The following is a 21,745-nucleotide window of genomic DNA, read 5'->3' on the forward strand; positions in this document are numbered from 1 at the left end:
GGCACAGGTCTTCGTTCTGCTCGGCTCTTCGGAAGTCGCATATTTCCCGCGCCGTTTTTGCAGTTTGGAAGGTGTGAGGCCCTCGGGGGTGCCGGCAACGGCGAGCAAATTATCAACGAGGCACTTATTGAAGTTCGCGGCGCTATCCGCAGCGCATCCTCGCGAGTTATTGCCACTCACTGCCAGCATTCCCGTTCCGGCCTCAGAAGCGATAGCCAATACCGACGAAAACCGCGATAGGGTCACCTGTGATCTTGCTTGAGTTTGTCAGGGTTGTCTGACCGGACTGAGATACAGCATTAAAGTGTGCATGCGTTACAAGCGGAAGATAGGTCGCGGACGCAGTCATATACCAGCGATCGGAGATCTGATATGACGCACCAAGGGAGAAAACCGGATTCCACGAATTGCTCAGCGACCCTTCTGCATGCCCACCCGGGCCGCCAAACTGGGTCAGCACGCCAGCAATGTTCGGGTTCAACTGGACTGCGGAAAACCAGGTGTAGTTCACGCCTGCAGCGATGAAGGCGCGAAACCGGTTGTTAGCGGCACCGAAGAAGTACTTGGCAAGAAGAATCGGTGCCCATGCTCGGGCCGTTGCGAAAGGGTGTAGATCACCCATTGGAAGTGCCGGCCCGCCCGAACCCAGAGGAGCTACGTTGCCTTGCGCGTATAGGTTCAGTTTTGGCGGCACGCCCAGAATCGCTTCGAGGGCGATGTTATCCGTCACGAAATAGGAAAGCGTTAGCTCGGGGGTGACGACATTGTGTACTTGCGCATCTGTTCCTGCTGACGTGTAGGTTCCAAACGGCGACTGACTTTGAAGTTCCGTAGCATGTGATCTTCCGAAGTCAATCCACGCCGGACCTAGCGACGCGACAAAGCTCCCCACGCTTTGCGAGAATGCCATCGGCGAGGCCGACATTGCGAGCACCATTGCCGGGATGCTCATATTGAAACGCTTTAGCATACTTGTCTCCGATACCCATCGATTGATTCAAACCATTTGGCAGTTGTGGGTCTTTTGATTCTTCTGTCTACATTGTCGATTGCCCCAGATATTTCGAAAAGCGCAGCCAATATTCGAGAGAGCATGTGGACGTGACTATGATTTTCGTCACGGCGAATGCAGTGTCGACGACCAATTTCGTGCTGTCTTGTCTGGAAGGGACCAGATTGTTGATGTTTTGTGCCATGCTGGCGGCTAAATCTGGTCTGCTCACTCGCGGAAAGAGAGTGCTAAGTGGCACTCAATTGAAGCGTTCGATATCTTGGCGGCTTATCGTAAATCGCTTGCTCGGTGACGCAACGCAAATTCACCATGGCTCTTCAAGCGACTTTTGTGTAATAGTAGAATCGAGGCGGGCGCTTCGCGCGTTGTCCGCGGCATGCCGATATCACGGTGCAAGACCGCGAGCCAGTCAACCGATCTTTAGCAATCAAGATCGCGAGCTGAAACGCGCCGCCCAAAGTCCGGCGGCTCTCCTTTCGAGTGTTCACGCTAGTTCGCGCGATTGAATATTGATCTTATTTGCTATTGACTCTGCGCATGTAGTTGAGTTGTCGCCAGTGTTCAATCCTAACGTCCGGTACTCGCGTGCCGACATTCCGAAGTGATGTCGAAAGAGTCTGCTGAAGTGAGCAGCGTTGTTGAATCCCCAACTCATGGCGATATCGGTGATTGATCGATGATGCCAAGCTGGTTGGGCAAGCCAATTCGCACAGCCATCGAGACGCTTATGGAGGATAAGATCGCTGATAGATTTGTCGCTATTAGCAAATATTCGATACAAATAACGTTGCGATATACCGAGCGCGGCTGCGACTTGGGATGGGCGCAGAGCCGGGTCGCGAAGATTCTCGGAGATGAAGACGTGAGCGCGGCGCAAATGCATTTCCCGAACGTCCGACACGAGTACCGGAGACGTGTTGAAATATTCGGACAGTGCTGTCGAAATGAGATCGGCGGTAGTGCCGCAAAGGTGTTCGATAACTGTTGGGGAGCGTCGAATGTGGCCGAACTCACGATAGATGGTACTGACGTGTTCGACTGCGATGCGCCCGAGACCGCTCTGTGCAGGCACCCGAATGGCGGTATGTCTACGATCGCAAGGTCCGCGAGACGACAAAAGTGCGCGACGGAAGCGCACTGTGTATTGCTGACCGGAGAAGTTCCATATGAACGGACGGGAGGCGTCGTATATCACCATGTCATTCGGACCGAGCTGGGCAGTGCGGCCATCTTGGAGAATTGTGCTGATTCCGCTCAATTGCACGGACAAGAGAACGTGCTCCCCATCCTTGCCTTCCGAAAGACCTTGGCGATGATTTGCTACATGGTCGGTCGCCTGGAGGTGTGAAATGCAGAGTGGACCATCATCTATCATGTCAACCCGTGCTTCAAAATGCTGCCGTTGCACATTCGCAGTTGACATTGACATTGGTGCGCAATAGTCCGTGATCCACCTTTCCCATGCGGCAAGACGATCACTGGGCGCGAACTCCGATGTCGTAAATGAACGCCTCATGGTTTCTGTGCCTCATTCGTCGGATTTCGTAGCTATCCGTATTCTTGAAGAGATTTCTGGTGTGGCCCACTCGGTTGCGTCTCGGATGCCACCCGGGCGGGAAGTGGTGCGCGAGCACCCCTCCTCCCGCAGGCCTATCGTGCTTCTGACTGCCCCCGGCAACGAGTCAGGGGGGGCACGACACCCGGTTATCTTTAGCGATGGGGCATTAGACCTGCGCGCCCAATTGTCGACGAATGTCGAGTCGATCGAAATGTGCCCGTTTCTCGATGATTTTTCCGTCGGCAACTTTCAGAAGCATCATCAGTGAGAATCGCACGGTCTTGCCAGTAGGTTCTACACCTTCGATCTGTCCCGATTGTTTGCCCTCGAACGTCAAATAGGCGGCGACTTGGTCACCTTCGGCAAGCAAAGCCTCAATCGGAAACCGGAAACCATTGAAGGCGTCGAAGTTCTTTTTCTCCGACTGGACGAAGCCGTCAGTACCGTAGATTGGCGTATCAACCTGCGTGTAGAACACGAAGTTCGGATGGCAGAGTTCGGCGGCGGCGGCATAGTCCTCACGCTGGAGTGCAGCGTAGAATTTACGGACAAGATCCTTGTTCGCTTCAACAGACATGATATTGATCCTTCTAAATGATTTGAGGAGTTTTGCCCGCGGTTTAGAGGACGCAAACCTCGCCGTCTTCCGGGACGAGCAGGTGGTTAACCATATCTTTCTCTGCCGAGAATTCGCGCAGTTCTTTGCGTGTCAACAGAGCATGGTTGACTGCTTCCATGTGAGTTGCAATCAGAGTGGCGTGGGGCGCTGCCTGATGGACCTTATAGACGTCCTCTTTACCCATGATGATCGAACCGAGACCAGGGACTTGGGCATCACCGCTATTTAGGATGATGGCATCGGGCTGATAGGTTTCTACGCACCTTTCGACATATTTATTCCACACCGTGTCGCCGGCCAGATACAGCGTTTTTTCTGACGGATGCTTGAAAACGACGCCACTCACCTGACCCAGCAGATCACCAATGGCGTGAATTGCTTCGTCCGACCCGTGTTGACCGGGAGTCTTGATGAGCGTCAGCCCGTTGAATGACGAGTCTTCCGTCAGCAAGCGAACATCAGAAAACCCTGATGCTTTCACAATTTCAGCATCTTCTTCATGTTGGACGAAAATCGGCAAGTTCTTCGGGATCAAGGATTTGGCGCCGTCGTCCCAGTGATCCAGATGCGTGTGGGTAACGATGATGGCGTCCACGTCGAGGATCTGCTCGACAGAGATGGGCAACTCCACCGTTGGCCAAAAGAGATGACTGTTCGCAGTGCCTTCGAATCCGGGGTAAGTGCCTTTCGGGGAGAGTACGGGATCGACCAGGAACCTCGTGTTGGCGAATTCCACGATGACGGTTGCATTGCGGATTTGCTGGATCTTCATGGGGAGCTCCTTGTGGTGGAGAGAATGTTACGGAACGATCGTTACATAACAAAGGAAAAAAAGTGCACGCATAAAAGCATGCACGTCTTCAATCGAGATTCGAGAACAACAGCCTTAAAGCATCGTTCAGCCGCTTGTTATCGTAACCAGCGCGGACCATTACCTGAAGCCCTGGGAATGCCACGACGAGCAGCTGAGCAATGTCTCGCGCGGGCTTTGAGGACTTTACCGAGCCATCTCTTTTACCGCGCTCTATCGCACGTCTCAGCGCGTCCTCGATATGCTGAAAATCATCCTGCACGCGCTGCCGGACCTCAGGGTCGCGCGGAGCCATCTCAACCGCTTGATTGATGCTCATGCATCCATTTGAAAACTGCGGTGAGTGGGCGTCCGTGACGATCATGCGAAAAAACGTCTCGATGGAGTGGCGTGCCGGTCCATGCTCAAGAATGTTGCGCATGTCGCGAACGCGGTCGTTTCGGTACGCGTCGAATGCGGCCAGAAAGAGCTCGTGTTTTCCGCCAAATGCTCCATAGAGGCTGCTTTTTCCGAGGCCGGTCGCATCTACCAAATCAACGACTGAAGTGCTCTCATAGCCCTTCTGCCAGAAAACCCCCATCGCTTTGTGCAAAACTTCTGCGGCATCGAACTCCCGTGGCCGCGCCATACACTCCCCTCGCTTGAATTGCGGTTACGTCTCGCAGTAGGTGCTATTATGGAACATCCGTTACGGAATGTCAATCAGACCGACCGGAGTCCTCGTCGGGAGAGTTTGTGCTGTTCTGACGCCAAACGGGCTGGCGTTCGGGGGTCTTTAACGTCCCCCGTTGGAAACACACGGGGGTGTGCCGTTTCGCGTTTGCGGCAGGTATGGGTGCCCTGCCTTCGTGAGCCGCCCCGAACGAAAGACCCGTCGCATATCCGCCGCAGATGCGAATGTGGTACAGGATCAGTTGCGCTTAGGAGGGCGGTGCTGGAGGGCGTGTGTGGGAGGAGATCGAAGCGGACCGGCGACGGAGCATCGACATGAACGCTCACTGATGCGACCGTCCACTGTTGGGCCTTCAGGACTCAAAGAGTCACGAAGTGTGAGGAAGACCTGTAGCGCATCGCTTCCGGGTTGAGCGTTGCTCCACTCAAAAGGTTGCAACCTTCACCCATGCCGACGCGATCCTGAAGTGTGCTTGTTGCATCACGCCGTTCTATTCAAAGAGCGTACTGGAATTCGCGAGCTGATGCATGTCGGAGGCTGATCTTCCTCCTGAATACAAACATCGTCGACATCATTTCCATGGAGCGGTCGGCCAAACCGCCTGCATTCTCGCAGCGAGCGAGTCTGTGGGCCGCCTGCACGGCCGGGCGAAATACGACACCATTTGCTGTGGGGAGCTACGCATGTTCAGGCTGCCAATGGCCTAAAGCACGTTGTCTGGTCTGTCAGATAGATACTATGTTGGCATAACAATTGCTTAATTTTGCTCGATCGCGCGCCGCAGGTGCTGCAGTGCGCTGCGCGGGGCGTCTAGCCCTAAATACTGGACATGTCGGCCAGGTGTCCCTAAGCTTTGGTGATCAAATGAGATTTTTAGCTCATCTCTTGGATGTGATGCATGTGCGCGGTGTGTGCGATTTACGTCGTTCAATCACGAAATTCGCACAGATCGAAGTCAATGAATACTGCAATGTGCCGGAACTCAGTTGGCATTATGTCGTCCAGGGGGGCGTGCGTGTCGTTGACGCGGCAGGACGTTGTCGTTCAATGGTCGCTGGCGACATTGCGGTGATGGTCGATGACTGCGGGCACCGATTGGAGCCATTAACCGCCCGGGATGCTCCTGAACGGAGCTTAGAGATTGAATCTCGGTCGACGGAGGTACTTAGCGGCAGGTTCTTCGTATCGTCGCTTTATCTCGTACTTCTGCGTCGCTGCCTGCCCTCAATCTTGGTCTTTAGCGTGCAGGGGAAAAGTACACCGCAATTGCGCCTTTCTCGCCTTATTGCACTTATCTTGGACGAAGCCTGCCATCCAGAGACGGGTGGTTCCTATTTCGCAGGCAATCTCGCATCAGCGCTCTTTTTCATGACGTTGCGTTGCGAACTGGCGAACCAGCTTTCCGGGGGTGGTCGGGCCTGCGAGGAGGGGTACCTCGAGCCGGCGTTCGATCACATGTTCTCCAACCCGTCGCATGATTGGACGGCTCGCGAACTTGCCCTTGTCTGTCAAATCCACGAGAGTGCTTTCCTCGAATTGTTCATGTCCTTCACTGGAGAATCTGTATCTGATTTTCTGGGTGGGATACGTATCGTGTCGGCGATGAAAATGTTATTGGAATCCGATGATGTAGGTAAGGTGGCGTCGAGGGTGGGTTGCAATGATGTTGAGCTTTTTGAAAAACTACTTATCAATAAATCGGGGTTCGACGTATCGAGCTGGAGAATATGGGGTGGTAGTCGGTTGAAGAGTTCGTCCGGCGAATATGTTTGATGTACGAGTAGATATCAATGAAGGCACGTGTCTTGAGAAAGGGTAGCTAGATGAATTCCCCGCACAGTGAAAGCGATTCGCCCGGATTTTGGAGGGAGCAGGAGATGCTCCTTCTCCAGCAAATCATGAGTCTTGTGGGGAAAAGTCTTTCGACGGACATAGTCCTACGTGAAACGCTCCATCTTATGTCTGAGCTCCTTGGGCTGAACAGGGGGCGTATTGTGCTCATGGATGAAGCGACTGACAGTTGCAGAATCCGCTATGCGTATGGCCTCAAGCCCGACGAAATAGAACGGGGGTGCTACAAGATTGGCGAAGGAATAACGGGGCATGTGCTGCGCCACGGTCAGTTAGTCATCGTACAGGATATCGATCGGGACGACGTTTTCCTCGCGCGAGCTGTTCCACGGGATCGCCTTCCGCCTGGCCCCGTTTCATTTATTGCTCTGCCGATCCGGATAGAGGACCGCAGTGTAGGCGTTCTTGCGTGCCATCGAATTCGCGCCCGGAATCGCGCTCTATCGAGCGACGTTTCTATTTTGCGGATCCTGGCGACACTGGCCGGACATCTTCTCCATCTTGATTCGATGATGAGGGCGAGAACGCGGGCGCTTGAGGAGCAGAACGAAATGTTGATGCACGCGCTCGAGCATGAGAGTGCAAAGTACGGAATCGTGGGCACCTCGCCTGCACTGTTGAGGGCCATCTCGGAGTTGGAGCGGGTCTCGGATGCTTCAGCGAGCGTCTTGCTGCTTGGTGAATCTGGAACGGGCAAGGAGTTATTCGCCAGAGCTCTGCACCTGTCCGGCCAACGGAGTGACAAGCCGTTCATAAAGGTGAACTGTGCGGCAATTCCCGACTCGCTTTTCGAGTCCGAATTGTTTGGCTACGAACGTGGTGCGTTTACGGGGGCTACGGGTGTGCGAGAGGGACTTTTCGAACAGGCGACTTCGGGCACTATATTCCTTGACGAAATTGGTGAACTGCCGCTCGCGTTGCAAGGAAAGCTGCTTCGCACATTGCAGGAAGGCACAATAACTAGGCTTGGGGGAAAGCGGGAAATCAAGGTGGACGTCAGGCTTGTTGCCGCGACCAACAGAAGCCTGGAGATAGATGTTGCCAACGGCATGTTTCGACAGGATCTCTATTACAGACTCAACGTTATTCCTATTCGTCTGCCGTCGTTAGCAGAGCGCAAAGGCGACATTCGACCTTTGGCTTTGCACTTTCTTAGCCGTACAAACCAGGCAAACCAACGCAACGTCAATCTTGCGCCTGACGCGCTTGCCAGGCTTGAGGATCATCAATGGCCAGGCAATATCCGGGAGCTTTCGAATTTCATCGAGCGCGTCGTGCTGCTCGCCGACAAGCCAATACTTCACTCGGAAGATGTCGAACGGTTTATGCCCGCAGCTGAATTGGTGCCAGCGCTGGAGACCTCAAGGTCGACGCAGCAGGCGAGAATTCAAGTCCCGGAAGGAGTGCGCCAGTACATGGCGAACGACTCGCACTCTGCTGACGAACTTCGACAAGCGTTGCGGACGGCTGGCGGTAACAAGTCGCGCGCAGCGCAACTGCTAGGTTTGACGACACGCCAGTTTTCGTATCGCTGGCAGAAAATCTGCAGTTAGGGTGAGATGACAATGTTCGACAAAATGTCGACATTGTAAACAATCTGGTATTTGATGCGAACTGGCTGGTCGGGCGGGTGGTGACGAAAAACACAACAAATACAAAGCAGTAAAGGGGTTCTTGTGTCTTGGCACGGTCGTTGCTTAGTCTGATGTGCGATCACGCAGATCGTTTTATCCGGCTTTTATGGCACGTCTGTTACCAGGAGAAATACCTTGAGTACCGAAACCGTCACCACCCACCTGCGCCCCATCGACCGCGAGGGCCTTCTGAAATTTGCCGCAGCTGGCCGTGAGAACCCCGAGCGTAAGGGCAGCAACAAGGTCCACACGGTAATGCAGGGGCAGTTCCGCTCGTGGAGCTATGTGGGCACGCACAACCCGGTCGTCGTGGATGAGCCGGTCCACCTTTTCGGCGAAAACACAGTCCCCGCTCCGGGTGAGATCGCATTGTCCGCACTGGGTGGTTGCCTGAGTGTCGGCATCACAGCCGTTGCAACCTACCGCGAAGTCAAACTTTCGCGCCTAGAAGTCTTCCTCGAAGCCGATATTGGCAATACCGCCGCGTGGGGCGCCGGCGGCGCCGAACGTCAGCCTGCGCAAATGGGCTTCCAGGCGATTCGCGTAAAGGTCCTCATCGAAGGCGATGCCACGCGTGAGGAACTCGACGATATCGTCAAGCACGCAAACTACTTTTCGCCCGTCGCCAACACGATGCGCAATCCCGTCCCGTTCAGCATCGCGCTCGCTGACTAAGCCGCAGCACGCTCCATCACTCTGATAAACGGGAGTATCGCATCATGAAAGCGGTTGATTTTCCTGGCGACCGGATCGATTCGACGTGGACCGATTCGCAGGTCATGTCAAACGTGACGGCCGTCGCCGATGGCCCGCTTGCCGAAGCCGCGCATCGCATTGACGAGGGACATTACCCTCTCGAGATCATGGGGTCGCTCGGCGCCGCAGGCGCATTCGGTGCGCACCTCGAGCGAGGTGGTCGTCGGGTTGGCTTGGCACTGGATGCCATGCGCGCTGTGAGTCGCCGTTGTGGGTCGACCGGGTTTCTCACGTGGGCGCATGACGTCTGTGGGCTTTACATGGAGCAATCCGATAATCCCGCACTGACAGGCGAACTGCTCAATGATCACGCGATGGGGCGTACTTTCGGGGGTACGGCGCTTTCAAATCCGATGAAAGCGCTGGCAGGTATAGAAAAGATGTTGTTGCGCGCAGTGAGGGTGGCCGGGGGGTATCGCGTTAGTGGCGCACTGCCGTGGGTGAGTCATATCGCCCCCGGACAGTACTGCGGTGCCATGGCGGGGGTGTTCCGCGACGATGGCTCACTGTCGCACGAGATCATGTTCCTGTTGAAGTTCACGCCCGAGGTCGTACTGCGCCAATGCCCCGAATTTTCGGGCATGGAAGGAACGAGCACTTGGGGCATACGCTTGGACAACTACTTTGTTGGAGAGGACGCGATGATTGCAGATCCTGCGCGCCCTCTCATTGCAAAGATACGAGCGGTATTTGTGCTACTGCAAGCTGGAATGGCGATCGGGATTGCACAGGGGAGTATCGACTCCATCCGCGAAGTCGAGCCTGTGCTCGGTCACGTCAACCAATTCCTTGAGGATGGCGCCGTGGAGCTTCAGGCGGAGTACGACGAACTGGGGGGGCGAGTTGCTCGGCTTGCGGAGACGCCTTATGACGGCAGTAAAGACTATCTGCTCCATGTGCTTGACGCACGTGTGCAAGGCGCGCAACTGGCGCTGCGCGCTGCAAATTCTGCGCTTATGCATCAGGGAGCTCGCGGCTACCTCATGAGCGCCGCTCCGCAGCGCCGTGTGCGCGAGGCCCAGTTCGTAGCGATCGTCACCCCCGCCATCAAGCACCTGCGTTGGGAGATGGCTCGTCTGTCGAAAGAGGAGGTCCCCGAATGAACACGCCGACCACGTTGCCGTGGAGGCAATTCCTCTGCCGGGCCTGTGGCTTGATTTATGACGAAGAACTGGGCGATCCAGATAGCGGGCTCGCGCCAGGGACGCGATTTGACGATATTCCGGAGGACTGGGCTTGTCCGCTCTGTGGAGTCGTGAAGGCGGATTTCGAGCCTTATGAGCCGCTGGAGCGAACGGCACTGCAGACTGACGCTGCTGCCGTTGCTCCTTCGCGTGAGCTCGGGGTCGTCATCGTGGGCGGCGGAATCGCAGGGTGGAGCGCGGCTGAAGCGTTGCGAGCGCTCGATCCCGCAGTACCTATCACCCTCGTGACCGCATGCAACGGCGACAGATATCTGAAGCCCGAACTGTCCGTAGCGCTCGGGCGCTGCTTGAAACCTGCAGATCTGGTTCGTGAGTCTGCCGTAAATGCAGCCCGGCGCCTCAACGTGCGGCTGATGACTGAAACGTTCGTCGTCGGTATTTCCCCGTCACTCAATCAGGTTCGGACGACGCGAGGGGCGATTCGCTATACGAAGCTCGTAATCGCACAGGGGGCGCGTCCGGCACTGCCAGAGCAGATGCCAGCTTCACTCTGCTGGCGTGTCAATGATTTGGCGGGGTGGTCAGGGCTTCGGGCACGATTGGATGGCGCGAAAAAACACGTCGCGATTGTCGGTGCCGGAATGATTGGATGCGAACTCGCAGAGGACTTTGCGCGCGCAGGTCACGCGGTGTCACTTATCGATGTGAACCCCGGTCCGTTGGCCAGCCTGGTTCCGGCAATAGTTTCTGAAAAGCTCTTGACGAGCTTGCAGGATGGGGGTGTCAGATTTTTGGGGGGGCGTCACATCGAGAAGATCGAGAAAGCGGAAAACGACCAAAAAGACATTCTGCTGCAAGGCACTGAGCAAATTCGCGTTGACGAAGTCGTTGCCGCAACAGGACTCGTTACCGAAACGCGGCTCGCGAAAATGGCAGGACTTGCGTTTGACCGAGGCATTGTTGTCGATCCGTTGTCGATGCAGACAAGCGTCGAAGACATTTACGCGATCGGCGACTGCATCAGTGTCGCCGGGGTGCCGTGCCGTTTCATCGAGCCGATCGTGCGCCAAGCGGGTGTTCTTTCGCATCACGCGCTCAATCGGGAACATGCCGGCTATGTCCACAGCACGCCTATGATCCGCCTGAAAACGAAGGCATTTCCCGTCGTTCTCCACGGAGTCCCACGCTCAGATGGCACGTGGAGCGCTCCGGAGGATCGAGATGGGCAGATTTGCATGGAGCAGAGCCTTGATGGTCGAGTGATTGCACGTATCGAAGCAGGCGTCACTAAGCAGCGGCTTGTTGCTTGAACGTCTTGCCGCCCGTAGGGCGGCTAACCCAAGTCCGGATTGAAGCAGGTGCGTCGAACATGAAAGATGAGAATCCGTATCGTCCGTATAGCCCGGACCACTCGCTGGAGCGCTGTTCATGTGGCATGCACGGCAGCCAAGACGAACACACTGCACGCAGCGGCGCTGCGTCGCGCCCCCAGGGGCAGGGTGACGAAACTCAGTCGCGTCATTTCATCGAAATGGCAGCCGTCCGGGCGCTGTTCCCCCACGATGCGCTGCGCCGCCGATTCCTGCGAGCAGTCGGCGTCAACGCTGCGCGTGCCGCTATCGCAAGTGTGCTTCCCTTAGCTGACCTTCAGGCGATGGCGGAGGAAAAGCGCCCTCTGGAGAAGAAAGACCTGAAGATCGGCTTCATCCCGATTAATTGCGCCACGCCGCTGATTACAGCGGAACCAATGGGGTTCTATCGGGAGCAGGGCCTCAACGTCACACTTAGCAAGACCGCTGGGTGGGCCCTGGTTCGCGATCAGATGCTGAATCATCAGCTCGACGCATCGCATTTCCTGGCGCCGATGCCGCTCGCCATTTCGATGGGGCTTGCGTCTGCTGCCCAGCCGATGCGAGTTGCCGCCATTCAGAACGTCAATGGCCAGGCGATTACGCTAGCTCTGAAGCATAAGGACAACCGCGATCCGAAGAACTGGAGGGGCTTCAAGTTCGCCATTCCGTTCGAGTACTCGATGCACAACTTCCTGCTCCGCTACTACCTCGCAGAGCACGGACTTGACCCTGACCGCGACGTTCAGCTCCGAGTGACTCCGCCCGCGGAGATGATTGCCAATTTGCGGGCAGGAAACATTGACGGATTTCTGGGACCGGATCCCTTCAATCAGCGTGCTGTGTATGACCAGGTGGGCTTCATTCACATCCTGTCGCGCGACATTTGGGATGGACACCCTTGTTGTGCATTCGGTGTGACGCAGGACTTCATCGACAAGAATCCGAACACGTTTGTGGCGTTATATCGTTCTCTGCTGAAGGCCTCCGCGAATGCCCACAAGCTGGAGAATCGTCCTGCGATTGCGCGTGCCATCTCGACGCCGAATTATCTGAACCAGCCGGAAACAGTCATTTTGCAAGCACTCAACGGTCACTACGCCGATGGTCTTGGGCATGTGCGCGATCAGGCGGACCGAACGGATTTTCAGCCGCTGCCGTGGTATTCGATGGCCACCTGGATGCTCACACAAATGCAACGGTGGGGCTACATCAAGAAGCCGATTTCCTACGATGATCTGGCAAAAAAAGTGTTCTTGCTTACGGACGCACGCGTGCAAATGAAGGCGCTGGGGCAAGAAGTCGACCAGGATGCGATAGCTACGGGGATGCGGAAATTCTCAGTGATGGGCCGTGAGTACGATCCCGCTGACCCTGCCACCTACCTCGCACGTTTTGCAATCAAGCGGACCTGATTCAAAGGATATGAGATGAAGTCTTCAATTCGGTTGCAGGCTGCATTTGTGTCGCTTGCCATGGTGGCCATCCTGCTCGTTTGCTGGCAGTTCGCAACAACTGCGGGCACGCAAGTTCAGCAGGCACCTACGACACCAGAGCAAAAGGAGTATGCCCGGTTGATGGGGCAGGCTCCGGGCGATCAATCGGCTGAGCCAACAAGTGATGGTTTCCCCACGCCAGCGCAGTTCTTATCCGTCGCAGCGAAAAACCTCGCGCACCCGTTTTACGATCATGGTCCGAATGACAAAGGGATCGGCATCCAGTTGGGACATTCCCTTTTGCGTGTCGCTGGCGGATATCTGCTGGCCGTCGTCGTGTCGATACCCCTGGGTTTCCTGATTGGCATGTCGCCGCTTCTATATCGCGCTTTTGATCCGTTCGTTCAACTACTGAAGCCGATCTCTCCGCTCGCGTGGATGCCAATCGCGCTGTACACGATCAAGGATGCTTCCGTTTCCGCAATTTTTGTGATTTTCATCTGCTCCCTATGGCCGATGCTGATCAATACGGCATTTGGCGTCGCAAACGTAAGGCGGGAGTGGTTGAACGTTGCCCGCACCCTCGAAGTCTCGCCGTTGCGCAAAGCGCTCCAGATTGTCTTGCCTGCCGCCGCACCCACAATTATCACGGGAATGCGCATCTCGATGGGGATTGCATGGCTTGTGATCGTGGCTGCTGAAATGCTGGTCGGCGGGACGGGCGTTGGCTATTTCCTCTGGAATCAGTGGAACAACCTTTCTCTGACAAATGTCCTGTTCGCGGTACTCATCATCGGAGTTGTGGGAATGCTTCTCGACCAGCTTTTCGCACGCCTGCAAAAGAAGGTGACCTATGCAGAGTAACGACAGTCGCAGCACAATCGGCGGAGCATTCATTGAGATTGACAACCTCTCGAAACGTTACCGCGCTGACCTCCCACCGGTGTTCGAGGACGTGACTTTCAAGATCGACCGTGGAGAGTTCATTTGCGTAATTGGTCATTCTGGCTGTGGAAAAAGCACGATTCTGAACGTGCTTGGTGGGCTTGAGCAGGCAAGTGGTGGCAGTGCCGTCATGGGCGGACGGGAGATAGCTGGCCCAAGCCTTGATCGCGGCGTAGTGTTCCAGGGGCATGCGCTGTTGCCTTGGCTCACAGCGAAACAGAATGTCGAATTTGCCGTCCGGTCACGGAATCCAGACTGGACACGGCAACAGATTCAAGACTGCGCGATGCGCTTTCTCGATATGGTTGGGCTCACGCGAGCGATCGACAAAAAGCCATCGGAGCTATCGGGTGGTATGCGCCAGCGCGTCGGGATTGCCCGCGCGTTTTCCGTCGCACCTAAGATGCTTTTGATGGATGAACCTTTCGGGGCACTCGATGCGTTGACGCGTGGTGTTATTCAGGATGAGCTTTTGCGCATCTGTCTGGCTACGCATCAGACCGTTTTCATGATCACACATGACGTGGACGAAGCAATCTTGCTTGCTGACCGAATCTTTTTGATGAGTAATGGTCCGCGTGCTCGCCTTGCAGAGATCGTTGTGAACACGATGCCCCGGGAGAGGACACGAGAATCGCTGATTCACGATCCTCAGTTCTATCGGATCCGAAACTATCTCATCGATTTTCTCGTCCGACGGTCCGCCACGATCCAGCAGGATATCGAACAAGGGCGCGACATGCATCAAATGACGCAGATTGTTCATCCCGGTCTGTGCCAAGACAACGTTACGGAGCTTGAACAGGGTCGCGTGCTCCGTACCGGAAATATGGCTTAATTTTTCTAGTGGTAGATTTTTTTAAGGATAGTCACATGATTTCGAGTCGCACGCAGGTTACCGAGATGATCGTTTCGGCGAAGGTTCGCAAGGGCCTCAAGTGGGCAGATGTCGCTGAAAAAGTAGGCATGGCGAAGGAGTGGACTACCGCCGCATGCCTCGGTCAGATGCAGCTGAGCAAAGAGCAGGCCGCCATCGTTGGTGAAATCTTCGAGTTGTCCGATGAAGCCATCGCGTGGTTGCAGATTGTTCCATACAAAGGTTCACTGCCGACGGCTGTTCCGACGGATCCGCTGATCTATCGCTGGTACGAAATGGTGAACGTGTACGGCACGACCATCAAAGAGTTGATCCACGAAGAGTTCGGTGACGGGATCATGAGTGCAATCGACTTTTCGATGGACATCCAGCGCCAAGCGGATGCGAAAGGTGACCGCGTAAGTGTGGTGCTCTCCGGCAAATTCTTGCCGTACAAGTCCTACTGACCGTAAAAGGGAAGGACCTATGATGTTCACCGGGGCCGTCTACGGCTTGGCAATCGGCGCCGTCCTTGGACTGACTGGAGCTGGCGGCGTTATGGCCGTGCCGGCACTGATGCTGGGTCTAGGGTTGACGCTGCATGATGCAGCGCCAATCTCCCTGATTGCAGTCTCATCTGCGGCCGCAATTGGCGCGGTAACGGCTTTAAGGCGTGGTCATGTGCGCTATAGGGCGGCCATTGCAATGTCCCTTGCGGGAGCAGTCGGCGCGCCAATTGGAGCGCATTTAGCACACGAGATGCCGCAGCGATGGCTAACGTTCATATTTTGCGGAGTGATGCTGTTCGTAGCGGTCCGGATGATTGCTCAGGTGCTAGGAAACGCTAACCAGCGCGAACAGTCCAGCAAAAATCTGCTCTGTCAGGTGAATCCTGAAACCGGGCGATTTCATTGGACAGCAGGCTGTGCCGCGTCGATGGCAAGTATTGGTGCCTCGGCTGGGCTGTTCACTGGCATGCTTGGTGTAGGGGGCGGCTTCGTCATTGTCCCGGCATTGCGGCAGTTTAGCGATTTGCCGATGGTTGGTGTTACTGCGACGTCACTGGCAGTCGTAGCGCTCGTAAGTTCCTTTACCGTAGTCGGGTCACTATTAGGCGGCGCTCACATTGCGTCTGTTGGCTGGGTCTTTACCGGGGCGATGGTCGTCGGACTTGCGGGCGGCCGTATAGCGACGCATCGGTTGCCATGGCAGTGGGTCCAGTCGGTGTTCGCTTTGCTCGTCCTCAGCGTCGCTGTGCTGTGGCTAAAGCAGACATTCGCCTGAGGGTCAGAGAAGATGGAAGTTAGAATTGAGCCGTTCTTCGACCCGGCGACGTCGACATTCAGTTACGTCGTGAACGCGAAGGGCTACCGCGAATGTGCAATTGTGGATTCTGTTCTCGGCTTTGAACTGAGGGCTTTGAGAGTCTCGACGGAAGCTGCTGACAAGATCGCAAGTTACATTAGAGAGCACGACCTGCTGGTTCAATGGCATCTCGAGACGCACGTACATGCTGATCACTTGTCCGGCGCAGACTATCTGAAACAAGAACTTGGCGGTCAGATCGGCATTGGCTCGGGCATAGTCGAAGTGCAACGAGTATTCCGGGAAATATTCGATTTTGGGTCCGAGTTTGAGCCCAACGGAAGTGACTTTGACCATCTCTTCGAATGTGGCGAGAAGTTCAACGTCGGCCCTTTGGTCGTTACGGTGATGCACGTGCCGGGCCATACTCCCGCTGATGTGGCATTTCTATTCGGGGAATCTGCGGCATTTGTTGGTGACACGATATTCATGCCAGACGTTGGCTCTGCTCGTTGCGATTTTCCTGGAGGAAGCGCCGAGAACCTGTACAAATCAGCTCGCCGGATCCTCAAACTCGGGGAAGAAACGCGTCTCTTTTTGTGTCACGACTATCCTCCTGACGGACGCGAGCCGATTTGCATGACCAATGTTCGACACCAGAGGCACGCAAACATCCATGTTCGCGACGGAATCAATCTGGCGACGTTCAGAGACATGCGCAACAGGCGAGACCAGAGCCTGTCCTTACCGGGGCTATTCTTCCCTTCCATCCAGGTTAATTTGCGCGCAGGGAAGCTTCCAGTGCAGAACTCGCGTGGGAGGAGATTTATGCAGTTTCCCATCGACTCGATCTGATTGTGTGCGGCTGAATCGCGATTACGACATCTATAAAAATCGATTAAAGGCAAGCCATTGAGAACGATCATCAACAATATGAGAATCGGAGCCCGTCTCGGAGCTGGATTTTTCGTCGTTCTCTTTCTTTTGGTTGTCATTGTTGTTGTCGGTGCGTACAAGCTCGTCAGCATTGACCGAGATACGCAGTTGCTGGTTGACAGTGACTTTCGCAGCGCAACTGCGGCGCATGCTATAGACAAGCGAACGCAAATGAACGCGCGATACTCGCTGCAACTAATTCTGGCCCGAGACGATGCATCGGTGAATGCTCTTCTGGACAAGATTCACACGAATCAGAAGGAGAACGCGACTTTCCTCGACACGATTCAAAGATCTGACACATCTGATCGGGCAAGAGAACTGCTTGCCACTCTGCGTGAGCGTCGCGATACACTAATGTCGGCACTCTCGAGCGTTAGCATCGCACTTGAACAGCATAATCAGGATGCCGCAGTCAAAATTACGACGGATAGAACAATCCCTGCCTTGACCGCGTTGAGTGAGACAACTGACCAGCTTGTTGCACTGGAAAAAGCACACGCAGATGTTCGAAGTGCGACCGTTGTCGACAAAATTCGTTCCTCCCTTCACTTCATGTTGGCACTCGGCGCAATTACATTGGTGTTTGGAGCTGCCTTTTCACTCCTGCTAACACGAACAATCACTCGCCCAATCATCCAGGCTGTGGACGTGGCGAGCACGGTTGCATCGGGTGATTTGTCTTTGCACGTTACCGCTCAATCGCTCGACGAGACTGGGCAACTTCTTCGCTCGCTTGATGGCATGAGCAGGAGTTTGGGGGGCATAGTGGCACAGGTGCGTGTGGGTACGAACGCCATCGCTACGGCCGCAACACAGCTGGCCTCTGGAAATACAGACTTGTCATCTCGTACAGAGGAGCAGGCTGCGTCTCTGGAGCAGACCGCTGGGGCAATGGAGGAGTTCACCGCCACCGTAGGCCGCAATTCAGATAGTGCAGAACGTGCGAATAGTCTCGCGCGTAAAGCTGCGGAGGAGGCCAGACGCGGAGGAGATGCCGTCGAGCGAGTGACGTCGACAATGCGTGGGATTTCTAGCAGTTCGCAGACTGTCGAGAGCATCGTTGAAGTTATCGAGGGAATTGCGTTCCAGACGAATATCCTTGCCCTCAATGCTGCAGTAGAGGCTGCGCGGGCCGGAGAACAGGGTAGAGGATTTGCAGTGGTGGCAGGAGAGGTGCGCGCCTTGGCTCAACGCAGTGCGAGTTCAGCGAGAGAAATCAAAGCGCTGATTTCAGAGTCCTCCGCGCGTGTCAGAGAAGGGGCGAAGCTGGTCGAAGATGCCGGTCAGATCATAAGCAGTATTGTACTGTCGGTTGGAGACGTCGCGACGATCACGGAGGAGATCTCGATTGCATCTGCTGAGCAACTGACCGGAATCCAGGAAATGAGTCAGGCGGTCTCCCAGATGGACCACGTTACGCAACAGAATGCCGCATTGGTTGAACAATCGGCGGCCGCGACGCATGCGCTCGCGTCACAGGCTCGCTCGCTCCTGGATGCGGTTGGATTCTTCCGTTTGTCAGAGCTTTGAGCGCTTTTGTGCATCCCTCGGTTATTCCTGCATGGAGGCACCGCTCGCACTACGGATGGGACACGACAAGGAGAAGAAGGGCCACCTTGCATTCTGGTCGAGCAACGCCCTGATAACTGAGGTGGGGACTACACCCACGCGACGCAGATATCGTTAAGCGCAGGCACGTCGGTTAAACACGGCGATCAAACACGTGACAAGCGAACCAGTTCTACGCGCTTGAGTGGCCGCATTTCCGTCAGTCCAAACGCTGTGGAGCGGGCCATATGGGAGCGCTGCCGGGCAACACACAACGTCGCGATCGACTGTAGTCGACCGAAGACGCTTACGCGAACGTGCCGAGATGTGCGTCCGGTAGGCGCGACATACGCTAATTCATACGGGGTTGCATGACGCCCTGGAGTGCCTGCTGAAATAGTGGTGCAGCAAGTCGGTGACATTGCCATCCGGTGCGCGTTGTGGCAATTCGGACAACACACGCACGAGGTATGCGTAGGTCTCGGCAATGCAGGTCAGACAACACGTAAGCATCTGGCTGTAGATGATCGCACTCGCTTTCGCTGCGGCGATTGTGTCACTGACTACCCTTGCTTCAATTGCGGCGGCACTACGCCGTGTGTGCTATTATGGAACATTTGGTACGGAATTTCAACCTAGCCTGCCGGGGAGTCCTTCGGGCGATTTTTGCTTTCTGGGGGGCAGTGGGGAGAGGCTTGCGTGCTTCAAGCGGCACTACGGTGGCGTAGGGCCGCGCGTCGTCTCGCGGGCACGTCGAGTTCAGGGAACTGCCTTGTAGGCCGTGAGGTTTGTGTTGAAGGGCGGCTCTCTAAAGAGCCATCGCGGGTGTGAACCGAAGTCACCGAATTATTGAACAAGTTCGTGTCACTAAGAAGAATTCGGCAAGCTTGTCCTTGAGGCTGAAGGGGGAGTTGCCCTAGTTGTGTGGCTCTGGCGATCATGACAGATTTCGTTCAATAAGCGATAGTGGGATTTCAATTGGCTGCTCAGCTCCTTAGAGCCGTGGTAGGAGTTCACGGCACCACTCATGTCGAGGCATCAGTCGCGTACCAGTTGCAAATTGCGAATTTGGTGCGGGATCAGTTGCGCTCGGACGGGGTGTTGCCGGAGGGCGTATTGCGGGAAGATATCGAAGCGTCTTGGCGTCGAAGCATCGACCAAGGTGTCCGTTGGTACGACCGTTCGTTATTGAACCTCCCGGACGCAAAGAGCCAGGAAGAGATGCGCGAGGTGAACAGCGCGTTACTTGATGCGGCGACTCCGGAACTTCGATTTCTAGCTGAACGTTGCTCGTCTCAAGAGATCGTGATCTTGACTGATGCCGACGCGGCTATCCTGAAGATTGACGGTCATGTAACGCCGTTCAAAGATCACATTGGAATTCGGGACATACGCCCTGGTGCATGTTGGAGCGAGTCCGTGCGTGGAACCAACGCTCTTGGTATGGCGCTCGTCGAAGGCCGGTCTGTACTCGTAAATAGTGGTGAGCACTTCCTTGACAGTTTGAACCGTGTTTCCTGCAGATCGATGCCCATTGCGGATCCGTACGGCAAGATTCTGGGAGTGCTTGACGTCACTCGCGACGGACCTCTGCCGCTACAAGACACTATGTTCATGCTGATGAATACTGTGGCGCGACATATTGAACGCCGCTTGTTCGCTGCCACGTTTCCCGAGCATGTTCTTGTTGCCATACATTCATACGAACAATATATTGATTCAATTTGGGCCGGGCTACTGGCCATTACGGACGAAGGCATAGTCGCTGGCGCAAGTTTCCAGGCGTGTGAACTGTTGAATCTCACGAGAGAGCAAGTTGTTGGCCTCCAGTGCGGTAATGTGCTGCAAATGCGTGGCGCGCCGTTTATGACTGTTCTTGAACAAGCTCACGGACTCAAGGTCGCCGGCCTGCAGCAGGAATACCGGTTTAAGGTTCTCGCGTTGCCGCGGAATCCGGTGGGGGGAAATATTCTCAGTGCCGCACAGGCAACGGAGGCGGTAGCCGATTCTCATTCCCCTTTGGGCGCACTTGCCTGCGGAGACCGCCAGTTGTTGCGTGCATTGCAGCAGGCATGCCAGGGTTTGAACAAGGGCGTGCCAGTCTTGCTCCAAGGAGAGACGGGCACGGGTAAGGAGGTGATCGCGAAGGGCCTTCACGATGCCAGCGCGCGTTCCGGGAAGCCATTCATTGCAGTGAACTGTGCAGCCATTCCCGAGGGATTGATCGAGTCTGAACTGTTCGGCTATCGCGAGGGCGCTTTCACCGGCGCTCGAAAAGGGGGAGTCGTTGGGCGCGTGATGCAAGCGCACGGCGGTACTCTCTTCCTGGATGAAATCGGAGATATGCCGGCCCCTTTGCAAGCGCGCCTTCTGCGTGTCCTGCAGGAGCGCAAAGTCGCTCCCTTGGGTGCTGGCAGTGAACACGATATCGACGTGGCTGTGATTTGTGCGACCCATCGCGACCTGAGTGTACTGATACGCGACAAGACGTTTCGGGAAGATCTCTACTACCGAATCAAAGGCTTCTCGATAAATCTTCCGGCGTTGCGTGAGAGGCCGGATATCGATCTGCTTGTCGTGACGATTCTGAAGAAGCTTGGAGCCCCTGAGGTGCGCATCAGCAAGGAACTGGCGGACGTTTTTCGCCGACATCCATGGCCGGGAAATATACGCCAACTCGAAATGGTGTTACGCACGGCATTGGCTGTTCGGGGTGATGGCGAGACCGAGCTAGGGTTGGACCATATGTGCGCTGGGTTTGTTGGCGCTGATACCTGTGTGAATTCAGCTCGGCCTGTTGGCTTGATTCGCGAGCAGGAAGCCCAGTTGATTCGCAATGCGCTCGAAAAGCACAACGGAAACGTGGGCGAGGCTGCGAAGATGCTGGGAATTGGGCGATCTACGCTTTATCGGCGGATCAAAGAGTTGGATGAGTGACCGCGGATGGCGTGACCGGTCCACGCTATCACCGTATGTTGAGGCGGAGAAAGTATCCTCGGCAACCGAGGCTTCGTATGAATCGGGAAAGGCGCAGAGCGGTTGGTGAGATGGAAGAACGATAGTCGAATCATGGTGGCTTCTGATCAATTCTGGAGTTCCGGAGGCATGACTGCTTTGACGCGTGGGTGACGTGGCAGACTTCTGCATCGGCGCATTGTGGGGCGCTGCGAGGAGCGAATGCGCCTCCACGTTGAAGTGTGTATCTGCAAAGTCATGGCTGAACTTGGCTGCAATGAAAAGAGAAAAATAAGCCATCATTCGACTGGCTGCCCCCACCAAGATCGCAAGGGGCTTACAAAAATCTTTCT

General features: G+C 55.4%; 18 protein-coding genes. 13 read left to right on the plus strand and 5 right to left on the minus strand.

Annotated features, from left to right (window positions below; translation table 11 throughout):
• Positions 1 to 202 precede the first annotated feature (202 nt).
• From U5A52_RS32595 to U5A52_RS32615, 5 genes are all read right to left on the minus strand, one after another.
• The gene (locus tag U5A52_RS32595; RefSeq protein WP_321938010.1) at positions 203 to 970 is read right to left on the minus strand and encodes an OmpW/AlkL family protein; all 768 of its coding nucleotides are present in this window, start codon (positions 968 to 970) and stop codon (positions 203 to 205) included.
• 526 nt (positions 971 to 1,496) lie between these two features.
• A complete protein-coding gene (locus tag U5A52_RS32600; protein ID WP_321938012.1) occupies positions 1,497 to 2,528 on the minus strand; it encodes a helix-turn-helix domain-containing protein in 1,032 nt (343 codons plus the stop codon).
• Between the two features lie 208 nt (positions 2,529 to 2,736).
• A complete protein-coding gene (locus tag U5A52_RS32605; RefSeq protein WP_321890093.1) occupies positions 2,737 to 3,147 on the minus strand; it encodes an ester cyclase in 411 nt (136 codons plus the stop codon).
• A 43-nt stretch (positions 3,148 to 3,190) separates the two neighbouring features.
• Positions 3,191 to 3,961: an MBL fold metallo-hydrolase gene (locus U5A52_RS32610; RefSeq protein WP_321938013.1), complete on the minus strand. Its 771-nt coding sequence runs from the start codon at positions 3,959 to 3,961 to the stop codon at positions 3,191 to 3,193.
• 88 nt (positions 3,962 to 4,049) lie between these two features.
• The gene (locus tag U5A52_RS32615; RefSeq protein WP_321890091.1) at positions 4,050 to 4,628 is read right to left on the minus strand and encodes a TetR/AcrR family transcriptional regulator; all 579 of its coding nucleotides are present in this window, start codon (positions 4,626 to 4,628) and stop codon (positions 4,050 to 4,052) included.
• 909 nt (positions 4,629 to 5,537) lie between these two features.
• On the opposite strand from U5A52_RS32615, the gene U5A52_RS32620 reads away from it, so the two are divergent.
• The 13 genes from U5A52_RS32620 (at position 5,538) to U5A52_RS32680 (ending at position 21,374) form a co-directional block, all read left to right on the plus strand.
• A complete protein-coding gene (locus tag U5A52_RS32620; protein WP_321890090.1) occupies positions 5,538 to 6,446 on the plus strand; it encodes a cupin domain-containing protein in 909 nt (302 codons plus the stop codon).
• A 104-nt stretch (positions 6,447 to 6,550) separates the two neighbouring features.
• Positions 6,551 to 8,077: a sigma-54 interaction domain-containing protein gene (locus U5A52_RS32625; RefSeq protein WP_408585823.1), complete on the plus strand. Its 1,527-nt coding sequence runs from the start codon at positions 6,551 to 6,553 to the stop codon at positions 8,075 to 8,077.
• 216 nt (positions 8,078 to 8,293) lie between these two features.
• On the plus strand, positions 8,294 to 8,833 hold the full coding sequence (locus tag U5A52_RS32630) for an OsmC family protein (protein ID WP_321938015.1): 540 nt from the start codon (positions 8,294 to 8,296) through the stop codon (positions 8,831 to 8,833).
• A gap of 44 nt (positions 8,834 to 8,877) precedes the next feature.
• Positions 8,878 to 10,017: an acyl-CoA dehydrogenase family protein gene (locus U5A52_RS32635; RefSeq protein ID WP_321890087.1), complete on the plus strand. Its 1,140-nt coding sequence runs from the start codon at positions 8,878 to 8,880 to the stop codon at positions 10,015 to 10,017.
• On the plus strand, positions 10,014 to 11,369 hold the full coding sequence (locus tag U5A52_RS32640; RefSeq protein ID WP_321890086.1) for an FAD-dependent oxidoreductase: 1,356 nt from the start codon (positions 10,014 to 10,016) through the stop codon (positions 11,367 to 11,369). Before U5A52_RS32635 ends, U5A52_RS32640 begins: the two co-directional genes overlap by 4 nt.
• A 59-nt stretch (positions 11,370 to 11,428) precedes the next feature.
• Entirely contained in the window at positions 11,429 to 12,823 is a 1,395-nt protein-coding gene (locus U5A52_RS32645; protein ID WP_321938016.1) for a CmpA/NrtA family ABC transporter substrate-binding protein, read from the plus strand.
• A gap of 15 nt (positions 12,824 to 12,838) precedes the next feature.
• A complete protein-coding gene (gene ntrB, locus U5A52_RS32650; RefSeq protein ID WP_321890084.1) occupies positions 12,839 to 13,708 on the plus strand; it encodes a nitrate ABC transporter permease in 870 nt (289 codons plus the stop codon).
• Positions 13,698 to 14,627: an ABC transporter ATP-binding protein gene (locus U5A52_RS32655; protein ID WP_321938018.1), complete on the plus strand. Its 930-nt coding sequence runs from the start codon at positions 13,698 to 13,700 to the stop codon at positions 14,625 to 14,627. The genes ntrB and U5A52_RS32655 overlap by 11 nt, the downstream gene beginning before the upstream one ends.
• Positions 14,628 to 14,662: 35 nt before the next feature.
• Positions 14,663 to 15,112: a cyanase gene (gene cynS / locus U5A52_RS32660; protein ID WP_321890082.1), complete on the plus strand. Its 450-nt coding sequence runs from the start codon at positions 14,663 to 14,665 to the stop codon at positions 15,110 to 15,112.
• A 19-nt stretch (positions 15,113 to 15,131) separates the two neighbouring features.
• Entirely contained in the window at positions 15,132 to 15,929 is a 798-nt protein-coding gene (locus U5A52_RS32665) for a sulfite exporter TauE/SafE family protein (RefSeq protein WP_321890081.1), read from the plus strand.
• Positions 15,930 to 15,941: 12 nt separating this feature from the next.
• Positions 15,942 to 16,805 carry an MBL fold metallo-hydrolase gene (locus U5A52_RS32670; protein ID WP_321938019.1) on the plus strand — a complete coding sequence of 288 codons (864 nt, stop codon included), beginning with the start codon at positions 15,942 to 15,944 and terminating at the stop codon, positions 16,803 to 16,805.
• A gap of 57 nt (positions 16,806 to 16,862) precedes the next feature.
• Positions 16,863 to 18,419 carry a methyl-accepting chemotaxis protein gene (locus U5A52_RS32675; RefSeq protein ID WP_321890079.1) on the plus strand — a complete coding sequence of 519 codons (1,557 nt, stop codon included), beginning with the start codon at positions 16,863 to 16,865 and terminating at the stop codon, positions 18,417 to 18,419.
• 996 nt (positions 18,420 to 19,415) lie between these two features.
• Positions 19,416 to 21,374 (plus strand): sigma-54-dependent Fis family transcriptional regulator, encoded by a 1,959-nt coding sequence (locus U5A52_RS32680; RefSeq protein WP_321915940.1) that lies wholly within the window; start codon positions 19,416 to 19,418, stop codon positions 21,372 to 21,374.
• Positions 21,375 to 21,745 lie beyond the last annotated feature (371 nt).

The organism is Paraburkholderia sp. J8-2 (assembly GCF_905220195.1).
Lineage (GTDB): Bacteria > Pseudomonadota > Gammaproteobacteria > Burkholderiales > Burkholderiaceae > Paraburkholderia.

Coding starts and splice junctions, on each gene's coding strand:
- U5A52_RS32595 (WP_321938010.1), bottom strand. CDS start 970: ATGCTAAAGCGTTTCAATATGAGCATCCCGGCAATGGTGCTCGCAATG.
- U5A52_RS32670 (WP_321938019.1), top strand. CDS start 15,942: ATGGAAGTTAGAATTGAGCCGTTCTTCGACCCGGCGACGTCGACATTC.
- U5A52_RS32655 (WP_321938018.1), top strand. CDS start 13,698: ATGCAGAGTAACGACAGTCGCAGCACAATCGGCGGAGCATTCATTGAG.
- U5A52_RS32610 (WP_321938013.1), bottom strand. CDS start 3,961: ATGAAGATCCAGCAAATCCGCAATGCAACCGTCATCGTGGAATTCGCC.
- U5A52_RS32605 (WP_321890093.1), bottom strand. CDS start 3,147: ATGTCTGTTGAAGCGAACAAGGATCTTGTCCGTAAATTCTACGCTGCA.
- U5A52_RS32625 (WP_408585823.1), top strand. CDS start 6,551: ATGCTCCTTCTCCAGCAAATCATGAGTCTTGTGGGGAAAAGTCTTTCG.
- U5A52_RS32635 (WP_321890087.1), top strand. CDS start 8,878: ATGAAAGCGGTTGATTTTCCTGGCGACCGGATCGATTCGACGTGGACC.
- U5A52_RS32600 (WP_321938012.1), bottom strand. CDS start 2,528: ATGAGGCGTTCATTTACGACATCGGAGTTCGCGCCCAGTGATCGTCTT.
- U5A52_RS32620 (WP_321890090.1), top strand. CDS start 5,538: ATGAGATTTTTAGCTCATCTCTTGGATGTGATGCATGTGCGCGGTGTG.
- cynS (WP_321890082.1), top strand. CDS start 14,663: ATGATTTCGAGTCGCACGCAGGTTACCGAGATGATCGTTTCGGCGAAG.
- U5A52_RS32615 (WP_321890091.1), bottom strand. CDS start 4,628: ATGGCGCGGCCACGGGAGTTCGATGCCGCAGAAGTTTTGCACAAAGCG.
- U5A52_RS32640 (WP_321890086.1), top strand. CDS start 10,014: ATGAACACGCCGACCACGTTGCCGTGGAGGCAATTCCTCTGCCGGGCC.
- U5A52_RS32665 (WP_321890081.1), top strand. CDS start 15,132: ATGATGTTCACCGGGGCCGTCTACGGCTTGGCAATCGGCGCCGTCCTT.
- U5A52_RS32645 (WP_321938016.1), top strand. CDS start 11,429: ATGAAAGATGAGAATCCGTATCGTCCGTATAGCCCGGACCACTCGCTG.
- ntrB (WP_321890084.1), top strand. CDS start 12,839: ATGAAGTCTTCAATTCGGTTGCAGGCTGCATTTGTGTCGCTTGCCATG.